Origin of the sequence: Sphingobacterium prati, from assembly GCF_013167215.1 — a bacterium.
GTDB classification, from domain to species: domain Bacteria; phylum Bacteroidota; class Bacteroidia; order Sphingobacteriales; family Sphingobacteriaceae; genus Sphingobacterium; species Sphingobacterium prati.
The window spans coordinates 366,710-385,723 of sequence record NZ_JABJWY010000024.1 but is presented as its reverse complement, the minus strand read 5'-3'; the positions used below and the strand labels follow the sequence as shown (position 1 = coordinate 385,723).

Here is a 19,014-nt window from a genome sequence, read left to right as displayed (position 1 = left end):
AATGATTACAAATATTGAACTTAAAAATTTCAAATCTATAAAGAGTAAACGTTTCGATATGAGGCGTTTAAATATTGTTATGGGGATGAATGGTCAGGGGAAGTCTTCTTTTATTCAATCTTTATTATTATTAAGACAATCTTACGGATTTGAAAGTGGTTCTTTAAAACTTAATGGTGGGGAAAACGGGCTCTTAAATATTGGTGTAACCAAAGACGCTCTTTATCAATTTGCAGGCGCCGGCGAAAATTTGGAATATCATATTACATTTAATACCAAAAGTAATTTAGATATTACAACAAGCTATGAGGCTGGGGCAGATTATTTTTCAATTTCGAATATAGAAGAATTTCAACATCAATTTTCTGAGGGGCAGATTCACAAGGAACCACTTTTTACGAACAGTTTTCAATATTTAAATGCTCAAAGGGTTGAACCTGCAGAAGCAAACAAGGCTAGTTATACATCTGTATCATTAAATAATGATCTTGGTAAATATGGCGAATATACTGCTCATTATATTGATCAGAATGGAGCTCAAAAATTGAATTTCAGAAACCTTATACATCCTAGCTCTACAGATTTTGATGAGATTACTGGAATGGAATTAACAAAAACTTCTTTGGTAGATCAGATTAATTTTTGGCTTGGTGAAATTTCTCCTGGAGTATCAGTTAAGACTCAAAAAGTAACAAACGAGATAGTCCTACTTGACTATGAGTTTAGTCAGCCAAATTTAGGATTTACAAATAAGTTTAAGCCTCAAAATGTAGGTTTTGGGATTTCTTACGCTCTACATGTCGTAACAGCGATTCTTAAAGCTAAAGAAGGTGATTTAGTTGTCATTGAAAATCCGGAAAGTCATATTCATCCTCGAGGTCAAGCGGAGTTAGGAAAACTTATTGCAAAAGCAGCTTTAAACAATATTCAGATCATTATTGAAACTCACAGCGACCACATCGTAAATGGAGTTCGTGTGGCCGTAAAAGAAAATCCGGAGTTGAAAGATGAAGTTATATTGCACTATTTTGAGAAAACCATAGAAGAAAAAGAACAATATTCGAAAATTTCGGACATAACAATTGACAATAAAGGTTCGCTTTCTATTTATCCAAAAAACTTTCTAGACGAATGGTCTAATCAACTATTTAGATTAATGTAAATATGGAAGTTTATTTAAATGAAATCTCTATTGAACCAATTTGTATTTCTATAGATGAAAGTAAAAAGAAGATTTTTTTTCTCTTAGAGGTAATGAAATTTCTAAGGGAACACAATATAAAAATTCTGAGAGTACATGAACACTTTTATATAGAAAACCTCGGCGGAGATTATTCAATAAATGATTTCCTAAATGATCAATCGGTTCCAATAGATATAAGAATTCTGCTTCAATCTATAGTAGCATATCCTGTAATAAAGGAAGAGAATGATAAGGAAATGGATAGCTATATCCATAATATTTTTGAAGTTGTAGATCATAAAAGACAATTGAAGAGTTCAGAGGGTGTTGCTGCTGGTTATTTATTTAATTCCCCAGTTTTAAGCCTATCAACACATGAATACTGGTCCGATGATGAGATTTCCCTTAAAATTACTTATCATCAAGGAGACGAGTTGACGTGTAAGGTTATTAATTTAGGATATCATAATTACAATAGTAATCAATTACTACTAAATTACTTGGAGATTGTAAATGGAATTCCTGCAATCTTCGATGAAGCGAGCATTTACAATATTTTTCCAATTGAGAGATATTTTTTTGAAAAACCTGCTATAGACGATATTCTTTCTTGGGTTCGTGACGATATAAGGTACATTAGCAGAATCATTGCGCTTATCGAAGATATTCCATTACATCCATTTTCAGGTGGGCTTGGTAAAACTGAAATACTTAAATATAATTGGAATGGTAAATGCTCCAAAAGAATAGTAAAAAAAGATCGCGTGATATATACATATACTGATGCAAAAATTACTATACATAGATGTAGGGAACACTATTAATTTTTTACACTTTTTGAGAAATATGGTAGGTAAATATCCCTGAAAAATCGGCCAGCTTGAGACTGGGGATAAATGTTTAGATTTAAGTAATAAAAAGTAAAAACAACCTGTCATTTTTGCCCTTGCCGGGCATACTCATCACGAAAAATATATAACCATCTCATGCGTAGTAACTAATAACTACCTTTACCCGGTATTACATGCCTCACACCACCTCTAGGATTTTCCATGTCGCCAGAATAACGCGGAATTAAGTGGCAATGAAAATGAAATACCGTTTGTCCGGCAGATTCGCCACAGTTCATACCAATGTTATAACCGTCTGGTGTAAACTCAGATTCAACTAAAGATCGCGCTAGACCAATTGCATTATCTAGGTCCGCTTTTTCACTAGGCGTTAACTCGAAATAATCTACTCGAAGTTCCTTGCTTATTATAAGGGTGTGACCTGGGCTAACTGGAAAACCATCACGGATCAAGAAGAAATGTTGTGTTTCTCCGATTTGTTTATCTGTTGGTAGTTCTAAAAAGTTTTTAATACTGCTCATAGCTTAAATTTCTCTAGAGATTATTCTCATTATCAAACAGAGTAGGGGTGTGTCGGTGAAGCGATAGAAACTGCTAAACTATTTTGCTGCAACTGATTTCATCTTTTTCATCGACTCGTCAATTGTTTTCATTAAATAATCGATAGACGAATTTACTTCTTCATTTGGAATAACCAAAGGTTTAATATCTCCTCTTGGAAAATCCAATTTACCGGCAAGTTCAGGGAAAAGAAAGTTTAGTTTTTCGTCATTCAGTCCACTGTAATCCAAGAAAGTCCAACCTTTGACAGTTGGCTCTTTGATTGCCATCAAAGTCGAATACCTAATCATTTTTTTTGTGCTGTCTGGTATACCTAAGACTATCAATTGTGGAAAGAAGCAGTACTGAATATTTTTTACTTTGGAAATTTCTATATCGGTATAGTTGATTACTGAATCAATTGTGACATTATCTTTTTGTATCTCCGCCATACTTTTTTTAAAAAGCTTTAAGGCATTTTCTTTTCCGCCCATTGGTTTAATTAGCCTTGGCGATGTTAAGTTTAAGGTGGCAAGTGGGTTGTTAAGAGTCGAGATTGAGCTCATTTTTGCAATCGCAATTTTAAGCTCAGGATCTTTCTGAGCATAACTATATGTAAAATTAACGATGATGGCAATTACTGTTAATAAAAAGGATCTCATGGCGTTTTATTTTTCTAAAAATTTCCCTGCAGTTCGATCCATGGTTCCCATTCGTGAATGGAATAGGAGAGTGTTAGATTATACTGCGCTTGTAGAAAGATACGTCTTTTTTCTTTTGTCAGGCCTGTTTGATTAATAATTGTTTCGGCAAGAGGGTGTTTACTTTCTATGTAGAACTCATTTCGGTTATACAATCGCTCCAAGTATCGTCGGTGTGGTACTCTTGCACTTTTATCGCTATTGATTTTAGGATCAGCTAAAACCAAATTCCAGATACCGTTAATATTTGCTTCTTCTGCAGTATGAGCTTTTTTATTCAGATGCGGTAGGAAGTGATCTACTTCACAGATGTTTTCCGATCCTTTGTTGACAAAAATATCTTGGTAGGAGTAGAAGCATTTGCCTTTTTGGTAACCATTTAATGCATCTCTGACAGAAGTAATATCAATACGACGCATTAATGAATCAACGAACAATTCCTGTTTTAGAGAATCGTGTTTTACTTCCAGCAGGTTAGGATTGATCTGCAAGCTCCAGGCTGTTTCAACCAGGCTCCATCTGGCGTCAACCTCTTGGTCCAAATTAATAAATTGAAGGCCTTCACTTAATTTAAATATATTGTCTGTTAGACTGATCTCTTTTTTACCGTTACCATAGTTTTTTTGATAAAAAGGATCTTTAATAACGTCTCCATTCACATTTTGAAATGCATCGACAACATTGACAAAGCCGGATTTGATTGTCGTTTGGATCAACTGATCTTCATTGATCTTACTCGCAATAAAATCGCGACAAGCATTTAAGAATTTGCTTGAGGAAGAATTACCCTGCTTATCACTTTTCCGCAAATGTTCGACAATATTCCTTGAGAAGGGGCCTGCTAAGTCTTCCAGCAACAAAGAAGATTTGCCTGAAGGCAATAACTCAATCATTGCCTTGGCAAAGGCAAACTTATATGTCGCCGAGTTTTTGCCAAACAAAATAATGGCGCGCCATTGCGACTCGAGACTGGGATCGTTTATCTGGAATATTGTAGACATTTATTCAAATTCATTAACAGCTTTGATCAATTAAAAAGACCTATTCCTTAATGTGATCTTTCAATTCCTCTTTCAACCTATAGAATAATTCTAACTCATATTTTAGCTGATCTTCTTCCGAAACCGCTGGTCTTACATGCGCTTCTGAAGGATCGAATGGGCCTTTTACAATTTCTAAAGTGACAATGTCTCCGAAATTAAGGTTGGTTTTTAGCCAATCAACGTGACTGTTTGCATCGGAATCTAGGCCCCCTACGTGGAAACCAAATGCATCATTGCTGCCTCTTCTACGTGCAAAAGCAGCCATTGCATGCAATACGTAGTGAGCTTTGTTAAATCCTGCTCTTGTAATCTGTTCCCCGTTTATTTTGATATTGATACCTATATTTTCCATGGAATTATTTGATGTGGTCTTTTAGTTTTTCTTTCAGATGATAGTAGTTTTCCAGTTTACTTTTTATCCTCGCTTCCTGGTCTATATCACTTTTGGTTCTAGATTTGGGGTCGTCAAAAGGAGCTTCAATTACCTCAAAAGTAATTGTGTCCCCTTCTTTTAGATCGGTCCCGTACCAATAAACATCGTCGTTCTGTTCGCCATCCATTCCGCTTATATTAAGTGTAAAGTCCTTACTTCCGTTATTTCGTTTCGCAAAGGTTACATTACCAATTAATACATAATCATCCGTGTCCAATCCGGCATTTGTGACTAGATTGCCATTGACTTTTATTTTGAGACCTAGTTTTTTATCCATAATCTTGTCTGCGGTTAGTTCTAAAGTTCTTTACTATTTCCAGTCTTTAATTTTTTCAATCAACTCCTTCGCAATTGGAATATCAGCTGGAGCCAGCTTCCAGTTTAATAGATCACTGACCTTAACCCATTCGAGTTGATCATGATCTGTAGACTCTGTTGCTATATTTTCGGTCTCACAGATGAAAGAAATCAATTCAATAGCGCCTTTATCGTAATGATGTACAGTATCGAAAAAGTGCTGTTTAATTTCGACCTTCAAGTTGAGCTCTTCAATCAGTTCACGGAGTAAAGATTCTTCGTAAGATTCCATGTCTTCCACTTTTCCGCCTGGAAATTCCCAATAGCCACCAAGGGATTTCTCCGGTTTTCGTCGGCAGATGAGGACCAGATCATCTTTGAATATAATTCCGCAAACTACTTTAGTTATATCCATGATCAATCAGTTGACAGTTTTAGTTTTTAGTAATAGAATCAGTTCATCCAAACTTAATGTTCGGTTCTTGCGTCGATGTATCATCGAATGACAATTAGGACAGAGAACGATCATATCCGTTCGAGGATTGACTATTCTCTCACCATCACCATCTGATAACGGTTTGGTATGATGAACGTGTATAAACCCAGCTCCCCATTCACCATATACTTTTTCGAAGTTAAAGCCGCAGCCCATACAAGTCAGCCCATGATACTCTATAGCTTTTTCCCTAAGCGTATTATCACGTTCGTATTTGGTTGAGTAAACAAGTTTACTTTTTCCTTCTGGCCGACTATAAGATTCGAGTTCTCCCTGCGCATTATCATTCGTTGCGTTATAATCATTCAGATCCGATAAAGAAAATATCTTGTTGAAGGTTTTCTCATCGATTTCTCTGACGCCATCTCGCCAATAATTTTTAATTTTTGATGATGGTATTGATTCTAAAAACGCACCATTGTGTTTAGCTAAAACGGGAGATAAAAAAGGCTTAAAATTGACGATCTCAGCATAGTAATCATTTTTATCAGAATCGTTATCGCGCTTGACCTCTCCAATTTGTGCGATTCCAAAGTAATGCGACAAAGCGGTCATACGCTTAGTAGTATATGATCGGTCTTTCATTAATCCTTTATAATAGATAACAACAGTTCCTTTTGTCAAATATTTTAAATAACGTTTAGGAAAATGATATTCTCTTCCTGTATTATCGTTCCATTGCGATACATCGTTTTCGGTAATTACAACGTAATTCATCAATAATAAATTAGTGCATTATAAATTTAGTTAAATCACTATGAGGTAGTAGTGGGAGGTGGATTATCGTTGTTTTCTGGTTTAACAGATTTCACAATATCTCTTAAAATATCATTTTGCTCACGCAACGCTGCGGTGTGCTCGCGCTTAGCGACTAGGTATCTATCAAGAAGACTTGATAGAACAAGGTACAGTCCGTAAAGACAGATTGCAATAAATCCTCCATATATGAGGTACATTAAAAGTCCGAATGAGAACATAATTTGTAGTTTATTGGTTAATGTATTTTTGTTTTAATCTGTTCAAGTATTTAATATGATTTATACAACTTCTTCAATAATAGACTTACCACTTGATTGGTCACCGCTTGTCCATTTCCATTCTTCATGAAGCCGTATTCTTCCATCTTCAAGAATCTCTGGTCTCGATTTACAAAGCCCTGTCATTATTTCCCCTTTATTATTAATATGGTGATATTGCATATCTATATTTCCATCTTCATCGACCATTCCGAGCAAATGTCCGGAGACAATGCTACCACCTGAATAGATCGAGGTGAGAATATTTCCTTCTTGCTTGTAATGGAAAGTGGTTTCACTTGATGTGTCGCCATTATCTGAATTGTTGATAACTCTGAATATTCGGTTATTGTAGTTCATTTTTAAATTTTGCTATTTAATAATGTGTTTCGCTATCATAGTCAATTAGATTTTTTCCTTTGGAATCTTTCTTTACCCCATCTTTCTAGTTTTTGAACCTAGATCTCCAAAATCAAGGTTATAGGATTCTCAATTTTCTCTGCCATATACGATACCTTGCTCGCGTAATATATTTTTCTCTCGTTCTATTTCCGCTATTAGCTCTTCTTCCGAAGGCAATTCGAGTAAATACTTACTGACGAACAATTGCTGATCGCTGTCAGCGATGGCGTATTCTACCAAGGCTTTATTTTGGTTGGTCACGAGCAATAATCCCACGGGAGGGTTGTCGTCCTTTTGCATCATTTCCTTTTTGTAGTAATTGACGTAGGTTTTTAATTGCCCAATATGTTCATGCTTGGCCTCGTCAATTTTGAGTTCTACGAGGACATGACATTTTAATATCCTGTGGTAAAAGACAAGATCAATGAAGAAGTATTCGCCACCTATCAGTATGCGTTTTTGTTTGGCTTCGAAGCAAAAGCCTTGGCCCATTTCGAGCAGAAAGCCCTCCAAGTGTTCGAGGAGTGATTTTTCAAGATCATTTTCGTAAACGACATCTTTGGCCTTTAGCCCAAGGAACTCAAAGGCAAAAGGTGATTTGATGAAATCATCGGCTGTTAGCTGTTCTGCTTTTTGGTTGACAATCTTGGATAATTTATCGGGTTTCTTGCTTATCCCACTTCTCTCATAATATAACGTGTTGATTTGTCTTTTCAGCTCCCGTACACTCCATGCATTTGTTATCGCTTCCATTTCTAGGAAAGCTCTTTTGCTGAGATTGGTAATGGATGCCAGTTCTTGTAAATGAGAATAGGATAAACTATCAAGCAGTTTGCCAGCTGGAGTAAGGATTGATGGCAATTCATCAGACAGCGTCTGATGAATTGTATTTAGCTTGTAGTCAATACTTTGTAATTGGTCAGACACTGTCTGACCAATTTGAATTCCTTTTAAGTTACTGTTGATCAGTATATCTTTTACAGCAGATATTAGATGGGGATATGCAATATAAAATTGTCGGCATAACCTTAGATTCGTAACAGATAATCCTTTTATTTTAATAGATGCGGCGAGTTCGGCGAGTAGCTGTTCACCATACTTTGCTCTTTCTTTACCCTTTTGTTCAAATTCTATGATGTATAGGCCTATTAGCCAGTTGCGCAAAGTGAGCGATTGGTTCACAGCTTTTATCGCTGAAAGCTGTAACTCTTCATGGGTATTTTGGATACTGCTGACTAATTTTTCAAATTCCATCGCGTAATAATATCTTTAATTATCTCAATTCTCTACGCTATATCAGTCAATCTAACTATCTTCCCATCGGCCGAAAACTCAAAAATCGACTGCCCTTGTAAATTAATCTCATCGCCTTTTTTTAGTCCATTCGGAAAATCCATTGCTGCAACCGCTTTGTAGTTAATTGTTATTTCAGTAGAATTTTGCTTGTGACAAATTGATTCAATAGACTGCTGCCTTTCACTGAAATATGATAAGGCATCAATTGCCTGTCTTTTAAATTCTTCTATGCCTCGTAATTCCATAGTCTTCTCACCGTTCATAACATTCTGGAAAATAATATCATCAGAAAAATCTGCTACCATATTTTTCACGTCCATACTGTTATAGGCCTCGACATATGTGAAAACTTTGTTTGTCCAATCGTTTAGGACGGATGCGCTCATAAGTTTTTCCATTTTTTTACTTAATAGTTGTCGTGTAGAATTTCCTATCTAAATTTTCTATTTTGCATCTAGGTATATAGACTTGACGAGATCAAACACGTCATATTGGCATTTTAGCTTAAGTAGCTTTTTTATCAGCATCTTTTTTAAACTTTTCCTTTATCTCATCATAGGTTTCCGAAGTCTCGTTTTCCCAACTTGTTTCATTCAACAAAAGCCTCACGTCAATCCTCAATAATTTAGCGATGAGATTAAGTTCTTCAATTGTAGGTTGTCTCTTATTATTTACCCACTTTGAAATAGTTTCTTCTGATTTATTAAAATATTTAGCGATGATTCTATTCCGAACCTTATACTTTTTAAATACCTCTTTTAATCTATTTAGTCCCATGAAACGTTTTTTTTTGTAAAAAGTTTGGCGTTTAACGTCAAACTTTGTATATTTGAATCAGTTAAATAATTACGACAATTTTGAAATGCTCGCGTTTCAAAAAACGATTGTCACTCGTGAACGAAAGCCGCCAAAAATTCCACATGAGTCGACACGGAGTTCGTATTCTATTGAGTTTTTGTATATTCGTACATAATTCAGTAGAGCGAACTTCTTGTAAGACTTTGTGGAGCTTAAGTTTCGACTTAAGTAGGTTGCTTGGCGGCGCCACGTTCAAAGCATTGAAGTTCGCTCTATTGGTTTTTCAACCAGTTTGACCTTTCTCTAGCTTTTGAGTCACATCGTTTTTATAACCAAAAATGATTATGATAAAACGATTCAAAGACCGCCAAAAACAGCAGGCTTACCTCAAGGAGGTTAGCACTGAGTTTTCCGATTTAATTCTAATAAGCAAGATTATTCGGGCTCCAGAATAATCGACTATAAAGCTATAAAACCAAAATAGGGGATAGCGGCATTGCATTTTGTTCTGTGCCGAATAGGTATACACTAGAAAGGCCCTTAGACTAGGTTTTCCCGATCTGTATTCGATACACTACCCTTTAATTTTGTGTAAGTTAAATAAAAGCTCTTTCGAGCCGTAAGACATCTTAAAAGTAGCAATTTATTTTTGAACAACAAAATTAAATACTATAATTTTGTATTGGTATTCTATACTAAATAGATCGGGTTTTTATTTCTTTCCGACAGGAAGCGCCATAATGCCTTCTAAAGATGACTAGTAACCAATTTTTAGGCGCTTTGCGGATCTGTTAATTTTTTCTTGTTGTACAAGTAGTAATAAAAAAATGCTGCGAATGACAACCCTTTTTGAATGCAAAAAATTGCAATTGGGGAAGCTATGCTCTTTTCAGAATATGGAGCCGGGCTCAAGTCATCTTTATTGAACCTATAAAATGAACCAAAAATATTCAAATGTGCTAGCGTTAGAACTTGCACTCTATGAAATCCACGATGCAGGATACGATCCAATCCAAAAGATTATAGACTTTTGGGAAAAACACGATCTGATAAGTATTCAGCGAACAATCGATCTATTACTAAAAAATCACACCGATATTAATTACATGAACGAAATTTATGTAGTCAGCCATAAACAAGTTTTTACAGCTGATTTGTTTCGTTTACTAGTCGCCTATTTTATGGCGCATACAAATCCTATTCAAATCGATAACATTGACATTTATGATGCTGATACCTCCCAGGTAAGTCTTCAAGAAATTACGATGACGAAACGGATTCATGATCTTTTTGACCGCATAGCTGAGTAAACCATTGACAATAAGCCGATGAAACACAGATCAAATCTGATGTCTGCCTTATTGGATAAGGTAGCATATCTGGCGTCCTTAAACGGCGCTGGAAAAAATAAATTAAAAAAAGTTCAATTCGAATGGGGTAAAAATTACCTCTTCAATTGTATAGTATATAGTCTGAGGCAGATCATGTCGGTATGTACCCCTGTGCCGACGCCGAGGAGCGTAAAGGGAATGTTTCATATAAGGGCAATTCTAATCCTGTCCCTTATGGTTTCTATGTTTAGTTTATCGGCTCAGACGCCCCGCAAGGACAGCGGGGCGGAAGGGTTGTTGTCCATCAGCGGTATTGTCCAATCGTCTGTCGATGGTAAACCTATCCAAGGAGTTTCTATCCGAGTCGAAAGTGAAAAGGGTAGGACCTCTTCTAAGAATGATGGTTCGTTTTCATTGCAAGTTTCCAATCCTAAAGGTACAGTTTCGTTCTCCCATGTGGGATTTAAGCGTTTAGAAACTTCATATACTGCCGGAGTATCAATGCATCTAAAATTGATACCACTGGAGAATCAATTGGAAGAGGTAGAGGTGCTCTCTACCGGGTACCAAAAGATTCCAAAGGAGCGGGCAACTGGGAGTTTTGTGCAGGTGGATAACCAACTACTCAATCGTACTGTCAGCACAAACATAATCGATCGGCTAGATGGCTTGACTAGTAGCCTTGTTTTTAACAAAAATCCAGAAAGTAGCTCACCCATAACTATCCGCGGAAATAGTACAATATATGGCAATCAAGTTCCTTTGATTGTATTGGACAATTTTCCGTATGAGGGGTCCTTAGAGAGCATTAATCCCAATGATATCGAAACGATAACAGTATTAAAAGATGCCGCTGCTGCATCAATATGGGGCGTGCGTGCAGGTAATGGTGTCATCGTTATCAATACCAAGAAAGGGGCTAACAAGAAAACGCAAGTGAATTTAGTTTCTAACTTGACGGTATCTCAAAAGCCGGATATCTTTTATCGACCTCAGCTTTCCTCAAGCGAATATATTGCATTGGAAACCTCATTGTTCAACAAAGGATACTTCTGGAATGTCACAGATGGATTTTCACCCATCTCTCCAGTAGTGGCGATGCTGCAGCAACGAAAAGAGGGAGAGATTTCAACTGCAGACTCTGCAGCATTTGTAGATCGATTGAGCAGTTTTGATGGTCGGCACGATATTTCTAATACTATTTATCGCCCGGGAGTAAATCAACAGTATGCTGTATCGATACGTGGTGGCAGTACCGCACACCGATACTTTCTTTCGGGTGGATATGATAGAATCCGTGGTACCGTCATCAATCAGTTAGACCAACGCTATTCGCTTACAGCAAAAAATTCGTTCAATATCTGGAAAGATCGACTAATATTCTCTTCGGATATTTTCTTTACAGAAAGTAATAAGAAAGGAATAAGTTCCCCTTATCTGACACCAAGATATCCCTATGAGCGAATGTTCGACGAAAATGGCAATGCATTGGCCACAGTGAAAGATCTGCGTACAAGTTTTGTGGAAAGCATTGATACGGATCAAATGTTGGACTGGTCTTACTATCCTGCCAATGAGCTGAATGCAGACCGAATGATCAATGGAACTGACTATCGGTTGAATCATCGTATTGAGGGGGAAATTTTGCCGGGGTTAAATGTTTCAGCTAACTATCTGTTTCAAAAAGGAACACAGGATAATAGGCGTCATTATCTTTCCGAATCTTACTATGTACGCAACCTGATCAATACATTTACACAACTGGATAAAACGACCGGACAGCTGAATCGGCCCATTGAATTTGGCGATATCTTAGACCAGGACTATAGTAGATTCATCAATAAGGCCGGAAGACTACAGCTAAATTTTGATAAACAGTTCGGAAAACATCAGGTCCATACGCTGACTGGATTTGAAATTAGGGATTATAAAACCGAATCATCCAGCGATAGGCGTTACGGATATGACCCTGAAACAGGCATATCAGCTAATAATGCGATGGATTTTTCAAAAGAATTTGCACAGTATTACGGTTATGGAAGTTCACGAATTGCTGCTCGGGTTGCCAATAGCAGGACAATAGATCGTAACCGATCACTGTATTTCAATGGATCTTACACTTACAATAACCTTTACACCCTCTCAGCGAGTGCGCGTAGGGATGAATCAAATTTATTTGGCGTAAAAACTAACCAAAAAGGGGTGCCGCTCTGGTCACTAGGTGGTTTATGGCAGCTTTCTCATGAAGATTTTTATGGCATATCAGCCATTCCAGTTTTACGCCTAAGGGCTTCTTATGGTTATAATGGTAATCTAGACAAATCTATATCGGCCTATCTCACTACACTGGCTGGTACGGGTATCAATAGCTTTGGCAATAATTATTTGAAGATTTCCAATCCGCCAAACCCTTCTTTGCGATGGGAAAAGGTCGGTGTTTGGAATTTTGGTTTGGATTTCGAGACCTTAAAAAAACGCTTGAAGGGTTCTGTCGAATATTATCGTAAAGGTAGCACCGATCTAATAGCAAACAGTCCGCTGGCGCCGCAAGCTGGTGTGCTTACCATAAAAGGTAATGCGGCAGATATGGTAACTGCAGGCTGGGATATCACGCTCAACAGCCGCAATCTCATTGGGAAATTTAATTGGGAAACTACAGCATTGCTGAGCTTGGTTAAAGACAGGATAACAAATTATAAAGCCAGACAGAGTACCAATTTTGATGTGGTAACAGGAAATTATATCAATCCATTGGAAGGATATCCACTATACGCCTTATTTAGCTTCCCATATGTTGGACTGGACGAGCAAGGCAATCCGAAAGGAAGGTTAGAGGGACTGGAAAGCCAAAATTATAGTGCGATAATGAACAGTTCAAATAGTGTGGATTTAGTCTATTCAGGTTCGGCTACGCCGACATGCTTTGGTAGTTTAATAAATACCTTTCGTTATCGTGATTTTGATATCAGTTTTAATATCGTCTTTAAAGCAGGGCATAAATATAGACGTGGATCGCTAAATTATTCGGAATTGTTGACTAATTATATGCAGTCTGACTATGATAAGCGCTGGCAGCATACAAGCGATGAAACCTGGACTAACGTACCTGCAATGGTGTATCCTTTCGACAACAATCGCGAGAGCCTTTACAAATATGGCACAGCGCTGATTGAAGATGCCAGTTGCGTTCGTCTAAAGGATATACGTATTTCTTATTACAAAGCTTTCAACAAGCTTGGGATACGTGACCTACAACTCTACCTCTATGCCAATAATGTTGGGCTGCTATGGAAGGCAAATAAGGTAGGGGAAGATCCCGATTCCCCTTTGCTACCTATACCCCGGAACTTTAGTGTTGGATTAAATGCAAACTTCTAATGAAATGATGATGAATATAAATAAATACATTACTTCAATAGGTGCTTTTCTATTGCTATTCATGTCGTTATATATTACTGCCTGTAAGGATAGCTTTCTTGATGTGAAGCCCTCCACAGATATCGTGTCTCCAAAGACATTGGATGATTTTCAGCAAATGCTGGACTATCCCCGGATAAATCAAACATCAGCACTACCGTTCCTAGCCTCGGACGAGTATAGTATACCGGAGGAAAAAGACTGGTTGGCTCAGTCAAATTTGGAACGAAATGTTTATATCTGGTCCGATGATCGATATGGTGGACAGACGAGTATAGAAGATTTTAATTACCCCTATGAGGGCATATTTTATGCTAACTCGGTTATCAGCGGAATGGAAAATCTCAAAGAGACCGGTTCAGATAGGAAAAAATACAACCATATTTTAGGACAGGCCTATTTTGCACGTGCTTTTGCATGTTTTGATCTAGTCAAAAACTTTGCGGCGCCCTATGATGCGGTTTCGACAGGGAAGGAACTTGGAATTCCTTTAAAACGCTCCCCTAATATTGATCAAGTGGTAGAGCGGTCTACTATCCAAGAAAATTATGATCAGATCCTGTCCGATCTTAACAGGGCTACTTCATTATTGGACGCGCTAATTACGGCCAATAGAAACCGGGCGAACAAACCTTCGGCTTATGCTTTGGCTGCCCGCATCTATCTAAGTATGCGGGATTATGAGTCTGCCGAAAAATATGCCGATAGCTGTCTTGTTTTGTATGACAAGCTGATTGATTATAATACCGTTAGCTTAACAGCAGCGGCACCTTTTACGCTAGGCAATGAAGAGTCAATGTTGTATTCAACAGTGGGGCGCAATTATTCATTGGTATTATATGCGAGTACACAAAACATGAGTATTGATACGGACCTGTATAATCTATACACTGATAATGACCTTCGAAAATTCATTTTCTTTTCAAAAAATGCTGCAAACGGGCTGATCAAGACTAAAAGGGGATATAGCGGTTCTTCACGTTTTCCTTATTCGGGATTGGCTACGGATGAAATATATCTGATTAAAGCAGAATGCGCCGCCAGAAAAAATGAACTATACACTTGTAAGGATTATTTATTTAAGCTGCTTTCCAAAAGATATAAAACGGGGACATTCACAATGGATAACTTTTCAACACAAGATGAAGCCCTAAAGAAAGTGTTGACAGAAAGACGGAAAGAATTGGTATGGCGAGCAGGATTACGCTGGGACGATATACGGCGGCTCAACAAAGAGGACGCGAACATATCTCTTACGAGAAGGTTGGGCAATAGAACTTACCTGTTGGAAATAGGATCACCTCGGTTTACATTTCCGATACCGACCAACGAATCAATTTTTTACACAAACAATAAATAAGGATAGTAATGAAAAAGATCTTTTTCAAACGGATGATATTTCTAATAGTCTGCTTATGCTGTAAGTTATCTGGGGTACAGGCTCAAGTTGACATAACAATTGGAGGCCACTTTTCAAAAGAATTGCCAAAAGGTACGAAGTTTAACCTTATTGTTCTTGACGAATATGCCTTGCCAAATTGGTTCGCATTTTCGACAGTGTACAAGAGTGAAATAAGTGAGGACGGCAGTTTTCAACTCAACTTTAAACCTAAAAGTTCCAAACTTTTTGTAAGCTTTAAGCTCGAAGGATCGAAACATGAATATAACTACCTGAATAAAGAGGACAATAATTACACTCTGTACCTGATGGAGGCTGGGGATAGCTTGCGTATGGATATTTCGGATGATAATGTTATATTTTCAGGTAAAGGCGAGGATAGAATGAACTGTCAACAGGCCATATATTCCAACCAGATATTTCCGAGGAATGCTATTTTGCCTTTGCTTCGTCAGAAAGAACGCAAAAATAGCGGTGATTATGTAAAATCTTTAATTGGATTAATTGATAAAAATCTGCAAACAAAGCTGGCTATCCTTGACCTTTATAAAAATGATTTGACCGACTCAGTATCCCAGATCATAAAATACAATACGATCGGAGGAGCTTATCTTACCCTGTGTTCGCAATTTTGGTTGAACAAAGGAAAAGTTGGATTTGACTTTCCTGTATTCAGGCAAGAATATCTAAATTGGCTATCTCAAACTCCCGAAGATGGTAATGATTTGGCTGCATATGCGCCACTTTACATTAAATATCTCTTTGAACGGGAGCAAAGCCGTGCAGCTTATACTAAATATCCTGATAAAATTGCTCAGGATTTTGAATTTAGCGATATACTTCAAACGATTACTACCATGCCTGTAAACAAACAACGTGATGCCTTATTGACTGCCAGCGCAATTAATCTCGCTGAGCGAAAAGCAGGTGTACAAGATACTGCGGCAAGCATTTATAACATGCTAAAAGATCCCATTATTAAGGATCTATTTGAAAGGTGGCAATCGAAAACAGGTAATAATGTGCCGGCGTATGCCTTTAGCCTTCCCGATACATCAGGTCACATGCATCGCTTAAAAGACTTTAAAGGTAAGATGATCCTAATTGATCTTTGGTTCAACGGTTGCTTCGGCTGTAAATATATGAACAAAGAAATGCGCAAGATTATAGACCATTTCAAATCCAAGAATGCAAAGAATATTGTCTTTATCAGCCTCAGTGTTGATAAAACTAGAAAGGGATGGATAAATGGACTGAAGACCAAAGAATACAGTCAGCCAGAGCAACTGAAACTCTCGACCTATGGAACATCTTGGTTTGATAATCCATTCTATAAACATTATAATTTTAAAGGGGCTCCACAGCTTCTCCTTATTGACAAAAAAGGGAATGTTATTTCATCAGCGCCTCCAGATCCGAGGTTTGACGGTGGAAAGGCATTAATTGAGTTAATGGAAAAGAATCTTTAGTACAACAGGCCGGCAATAATAGCCGGCCTGCTTTCTTAGATCCAAAAAGACTATTGGTAAAAGGCCTTATCTGAATCTGGGTGTGGTTGTACACCATTTGCCGGAGTAGCTTGACTGTAGTCTAACGTCGAAGGCAATGAAGCATTCTCCGATTGAACGACACAGTCATTTGGACTTGGTTCCTGACAATTCTCAATAGGATTTGGCGGAGTGGTTACTTCGATGTACTTGCCAGTTGCCTGGTCATTTACCCAGTAACGCATCGTAGCCTTTCCTATTGTTACTGCTTCAAGTTTCTCGCCATTCTGATAGGCAAGCTTTGAAGCTTTTTGCGCTTGAGCATAGTGAGCCATTCCGGCTCCTGCTCCTAAAATTGCTACTCCCAGTAGCACTTTCCCATATTTTTTGATTTTTTCCACGGGATTAAATTTTAAATGTTTATAATTTTTTTCTTTTCAGAGCATAGAGTCCTGCTATCAGCCATATGATATTAAAGGCGATATGCGTTTTCCAGCCCATAGCTTCGATTACACCACCACAATGACAAAGCTTTTTCTCTGCAAACATGACCATCAAACTAAGGTATATTGTAAATACACCCATTAATAATGTCGATGCCCACAGTGCGGAGCGCTTTACCCAATATACAGGGATAATTAACAGTACAGCCAGCGCAACCTCCAAAGTGGGGATGCCATAACCGATCGCTTTCGCATACTGACCTAGATGGGGGATCTTACTATTGCCTTTAATGAAGGTGGCCATATTCATAAACTTGGCCCACCCTGTGTACATATACATAAAGACATAACCATAGATGATCAGATCAGGCAAGCGAAAATAGATCCAGCGTGCAACCCGGCGGATTAAACTACCGCGTTTTGTGGAGCTCGTAGGGTGATCCTGTTGATATGCTGAAATATTGATGCGCTTTTCCATAAGCTTGTACGTATTGCTGTTGTATCTTTTGGTTTTCTGCGGAGCCACCTGCCCATAACAGATGGGTTTCCTGGTTAGTCTTGCTGCTTACCGGCATCGCGGGAATAAGGCAAATTTTCTTTTGTACTGTTTCATAACGTTTGTTTTTTATTGGAGCTTTCGGATGGCAGCCTCACCTGTACATGTTACTTTCTTCGATTAAGCTTGATGGCATTGATCTGCTGCATCCGACCCGCTGTTACAAAGTTCTAAAGCAATACCTGTTATATTTTGGGATTTGGAGCACTATGTTTTGGAATTGAAATACCAATATTTTGGTATTCCAGTTCCAATAAATTGGTATTCAAGTCACAATAAATTGTGCTCGTTAATATTCCCTTTCACGCAAAATACGTCTCAGCAGTTCGATACTGATCCCCATAAACCGTGCAAGCTCTTTTTGCGTAATGTGCGAAAGTATGTCCGGGTATTTGTCAAAAACAAAATCGTACTTATCCTCATTATGGAGCGAAAGCAGTTTGTGCCTATAATCGAGATAGATCTGCTGCTTGTCCCTGAGATTGGCGTATAGGCAAAAGACTTTTGAATTGTTGCCGTTGATCTCATACAGTTGTTTGAGTGAGGTTCGGTACGTGCGGCAATCACTTAGTGCGGTAAACTGATAAGCGTGCCTTTGGTTGGGGATCATCAGCGATTCGCCCCCGATGGCGTAGCGCACCGGGCAGGTCTTTTCATACTTTCCAAAAATTCCGTCAACGATCAGATACAGGTCGCCCCAGTCATTGATCAATTGCTCCCCCTTAATAAATCGCTCTTCTGCAAAAGCTGTTTTTAGTTCTGGAATTTCCTTCTGCCAGTTGGGATAAATTTCTTTAAAAAAGGGATTTAGTAGGTCTTCTTTACTTCTCTTCATTGTTTAGTTTATGTTGGCATTTTTATGATAAAAAAAGAAGAGGCAATTTACCCATTTGATTAATTAAAGGTTAATTGAGGGATAAATGACCTATTTGAGGGGTGAACTGCATATACGAGGGGTGAATGGTATTTTAACCCCTTGTGGTAACCTACTTTTCAGTTCAGCGCTGTTTTTTGGCTCTATTTCCCTCAATTTGTATAATTTTTTCAATTTGTAGCAAATTTGTTTATCAGCTGATCATTGAATAAATATATCGTACGATAGAGCAGGATAGATTCGATCTGCATTATTCGAGTCAATAAAATGATTTAAAAATGGAAAATGAATTGCAAACAAGCGTAACAAGTGATCTATTTGAAGGCTATACAGCTTTTGAACTGTTTGGTGACGACCCCATATTGGGCGATCTGGATGATGATAAGTGTTGGACAGGTTCTTTATAGGCCTTAATCGTTCACCAATGACATCAGGTGATTCAAATCACCTG

21 protein-coding genes are annotated in these 19,014 nt (G+C 37.8%); 7 read left to right on the top strand and 14 right to left on the bottom strand.

What is annotated here, in order from left to right:
* Position 1: 1 nt before the first annotated feature.
* On the top strand, positions 2-1,162 hold the full coding sequence (locus HPC41_RS07625) for an AAA family ATPase (protein ID WP_172393435.1): 1,161 nt from the start codon (positions 2-4) through the stop codon (positions 1,160-1,162).
* 2 nt (positions 1,163-1,164) lie between these two features.
* Positions 1,165-2,007 (top strand): Txe/YoeB family addiction module toxin, encoded by an 843-nt coding sequence (locus tag HPC41_RS07620; RefSeq protein ID WP_172393434.1) that lies wholly within the window; start codon positions 1,165-1,167, stop codon positions 2,005-2,007.
* 173 nt (positions 2,008-2,180) lie between these two features.
* Here the strand turns inward: HPC41_RS07620 and HPC41_RS07615 are convergent, their stop codons facing one another.
* The 11 genes from HPC41_RS07615 to HPC41_RS07565 all read right to left on the bottom strand — a co-directional run bounded on the left by HPC41_RS07615 (position 2,181) and on the right by HPC41_RS07565 (position 9,035).
* The gene (locus tag HPC41_RS07615) at positions 2,181-2,555 is read right to left on the bottom strand and encodes an HIT family protein (protein WP_172393433.1); all 375 of its coding nucleotides are present in this window, start codon (positions 2,553-2,555) and stop codon (positions 2,181-2,183) included.
* A 78-nt stretch (positions 2,556-2,633) separates the two neighbouring features.
* A complete protein-coding gene (locus HPC41_RS07610; RefSeq protein ID WP_172393432.1) occupies positions 2,634-3,236 on the bottom strand; it encodes a hypothetical protein in 603 nt (200 codons plus the stop codon).
* Between the two features lie 14 nt (positions 3,237-3,250).
* Complete coding sequence (locus HPC41_RS07605) at positions 3,251-4,276, bottom strand: HNH endonuclease family protein (RefSeq protein WP_172393431.1); 1,026 nt, start codon at positions 4,274-4,276, stop codon at positions 3,251-3,253.
* A 40-nt stretch (positions 4,277-4,316) separates the two neighbouring features.
* Positions 4,317-4,670: a hypothetical protein gene (locus tag HPC41_RS07600; RefSeq protein WP_172393430.1), complete on the bottom strand. Its 354-nt coding sequence runs from the start codon at positions 4,668-4,670 to the stop codon at positions 4,317-4,319.
* A 4-nt stretch (positions 4,671-4,674) separates the two neighbouring features.
* Positions 4,675-5,028 carry a hypothetical protein gene (locus tag HPC41_RS07595; protein ID WP_172393429.1) on the bottom strand — a complete coding sequence of 118 codons (354 nt, stop codon included), beginning with the start codon at positions 5,026-5,028 and terminating at the stop codon, positions 4,675-4,677.
* Positions 5,029-5,061: 33 nt separating this feature from the next.
* A complete protein-coding gene (locus HPC41_RS07590; RefSeq protein WP_172393428.1) occupies positions 5,062-5,463 on the bottom strand; it encodes a (deoxy)nucleoside triphosphate pyrophosphohydrolase in 402 nt (133 codons plus the stop codon).
* Positions 5,464-5,469: 6 nt separating this feature from the next.
* Complete coding sequence (locus HPC41_RS07585) at positions 5,470-6,261, bottom strand: HNH endonuclease (protein WP_172393427.1); 792 nt, start codon at positions 6,259-6,261, stop codon at positions 5,470-5,472.
* 320 nt (positions 6,262-6,581) lie between these two features.
* Entirely contained in the window at positions 6,582-6,920 is a 339-nt protein-coding gene (locus tag HPC41_RS07580) for an avidin-fold protein (protein ID WP_172393426.1), read from the bottom strand.
* A 129-nt stretch (positions 6,921-7,049) separates the two neighbouring features.
* Positions 7,050-8,216 (bottom strand): PDDEXK nuclease domain-containing protein, encoded by a 1,167-nt coding sequence (locus HPC41_RS07575; RefSeq protein WP_172393425.1) that lies wholly within the window; start codon positions 8,214-8,216, stop codon positions 7,050-7,052.
* A 32-nt stretch (positions 8,217-8,248) separates the two neighbouring features.
* Positions 8,249-8,656 carry a nuclear transport factor 2 family protein gene (locus HPC41_RS07570; protein ID WP_216660692.1) on the bottom strand — a complete coding sequence of 136 codons (408 nt, stop codon included), beginning with the start codon at positions 8,654-8,656 and terminating at the stop codon, positions 8,249-8,251.
* A 106-nt stretch (positions 8,657-8,762) separates the two neighbouring features.
* Positions 8,763-9,035, bottom strand: coding sequence for a helix-turn-helix domain-containing protein (locus HPC41_RS07565; protein ID WP_172393424.1), 273 nt, complete (start codon positions 9,033-9,035; stop codon positions 8,763-8,765).
* A gap of 956 nt (positions 9,036-9,991) precedes the next feature.
* On the opposite strand from HPC41_RS07565, the gene HPC41_RS07560 reads away from it, so the two are divergent.
* The 4 genes from HPC41_RS07560 to HPC41_RS07545 are packed head-to-tail and all read left to right on the top strand — an operon-like array spanning position 9,992 to position 16,672.
* Positions 9,992-10,366 (top strand): hypothetical protein, encoded by a 375-nt coding sequence (locus HPC41_RS07560; RefSeq protein WP_172393423.1) that lies wholly within the window; start codon positions 9,992-9,994, stop codon positions 10,364-10,366.
* An 18-nt stretch (positions 10,367-10,384) separates the two neighbouring features.
* Positions 10,385-13,765 (top strand): SusC/RagA family TonB-linked outer membrane protein, encoded by a 3,381-nt coding sequence (locus HPC41_RS07555; RefSeq protein ID WP_172393422.1) that lies wholly within the window; start codon positions 10,385-10,387, stop codon positions 13,763-13,765.
* A 4-nt stretch (positions 13,766-13,769) separates the two neighbouring features.
* On the top strand, positions 13,770-15,164 hold the full coding sequence (locus HPC41_RS07550; RefSeq protein WP_172393421.1) for a RagB/SusD family nutrient uptake outer membrane protein: 1,395 nt from the start codon (positions 13,770-13,772) through the stop codon (positions 15,162-15,164).
* Positions 15,165-15,172: 8 nt separating this feature from the next.
* Positions 15,173-16,672 (top strand): TlpA family protein disulfide reductase, encoded by a 1,500-nt coding sequence (locus HPC41_RS07545; protein WP_172393420.1) that lies wholly within the window; start codon positions 15,173-15,175, stop codon positions 16,670-16,672.
* A 50-nt stretch (positions 16,673-16,722) separates the two neighbouring features.
* Here the strand turns inward: HPC41_RS07545 and HPC41_RS07540 are convergent, their stop codons facing one another.
* From HPC41_RS07540 to HPC41_RS07530, 3 genes are all read right to left on the bottom strand, one after another.
* Positions 16,723-17,091 carry a hypothetical protein gene (locus tag HPC41_RS07540; protein ID WP_172393419.1) on the bottom strand — a complete coding sequence of 123 codons (369 nt, stop codon included), beginning with the start codon at positions 17,089-17,091 and terminating at the stop codon, positions 16,723-16,725.
* 19 nt (positions 17,092-17,110) lie between these two features.
* Complete coding sequence (locus HPC41_RS07535) at positions 17,111-17,611, bottom strand: DoxX family protein (RefSeq protein WP_172393418.1); 501 nt, start codon at positions 17,609-17,611, stop codon at positions 17,111-17,113.
* A gap of 367 nt (positions 17,612-17,978) precedes the next feature.
* Positions 17,979-18,524, bottom strand: coding sequence for a cyclic nucleotide-binding domain-containing protein (locus tag HPC41_RS07530; RefSeq protein WP_172393417.1), 546 nt, complete (start codon positions 18,522-18,524; stop codon positions 17,979-17,981).
* 317 nt (positions 18,525-18,841) lie between these two features.
* Here HPC41_RS07530 and HPC41_RS25535 point away from each other — a divergent pair, with 317 nt between their 5' ends.
* Positions 18,842-18,970 carry a hypothetical protein gene (locus HPC41_RS25535; protein ID WP_281358792.1) on the top strand — a complete coding sequence of 43 codons (129 nt, stop codon included), beginning with the start codon at positions 18,842-18,844 and terminating at the stop codon, positions 18,968-18,970.
* The last annotated feature ends 44 nt before the right edge of the window (positions 18,971-19,014 follow it).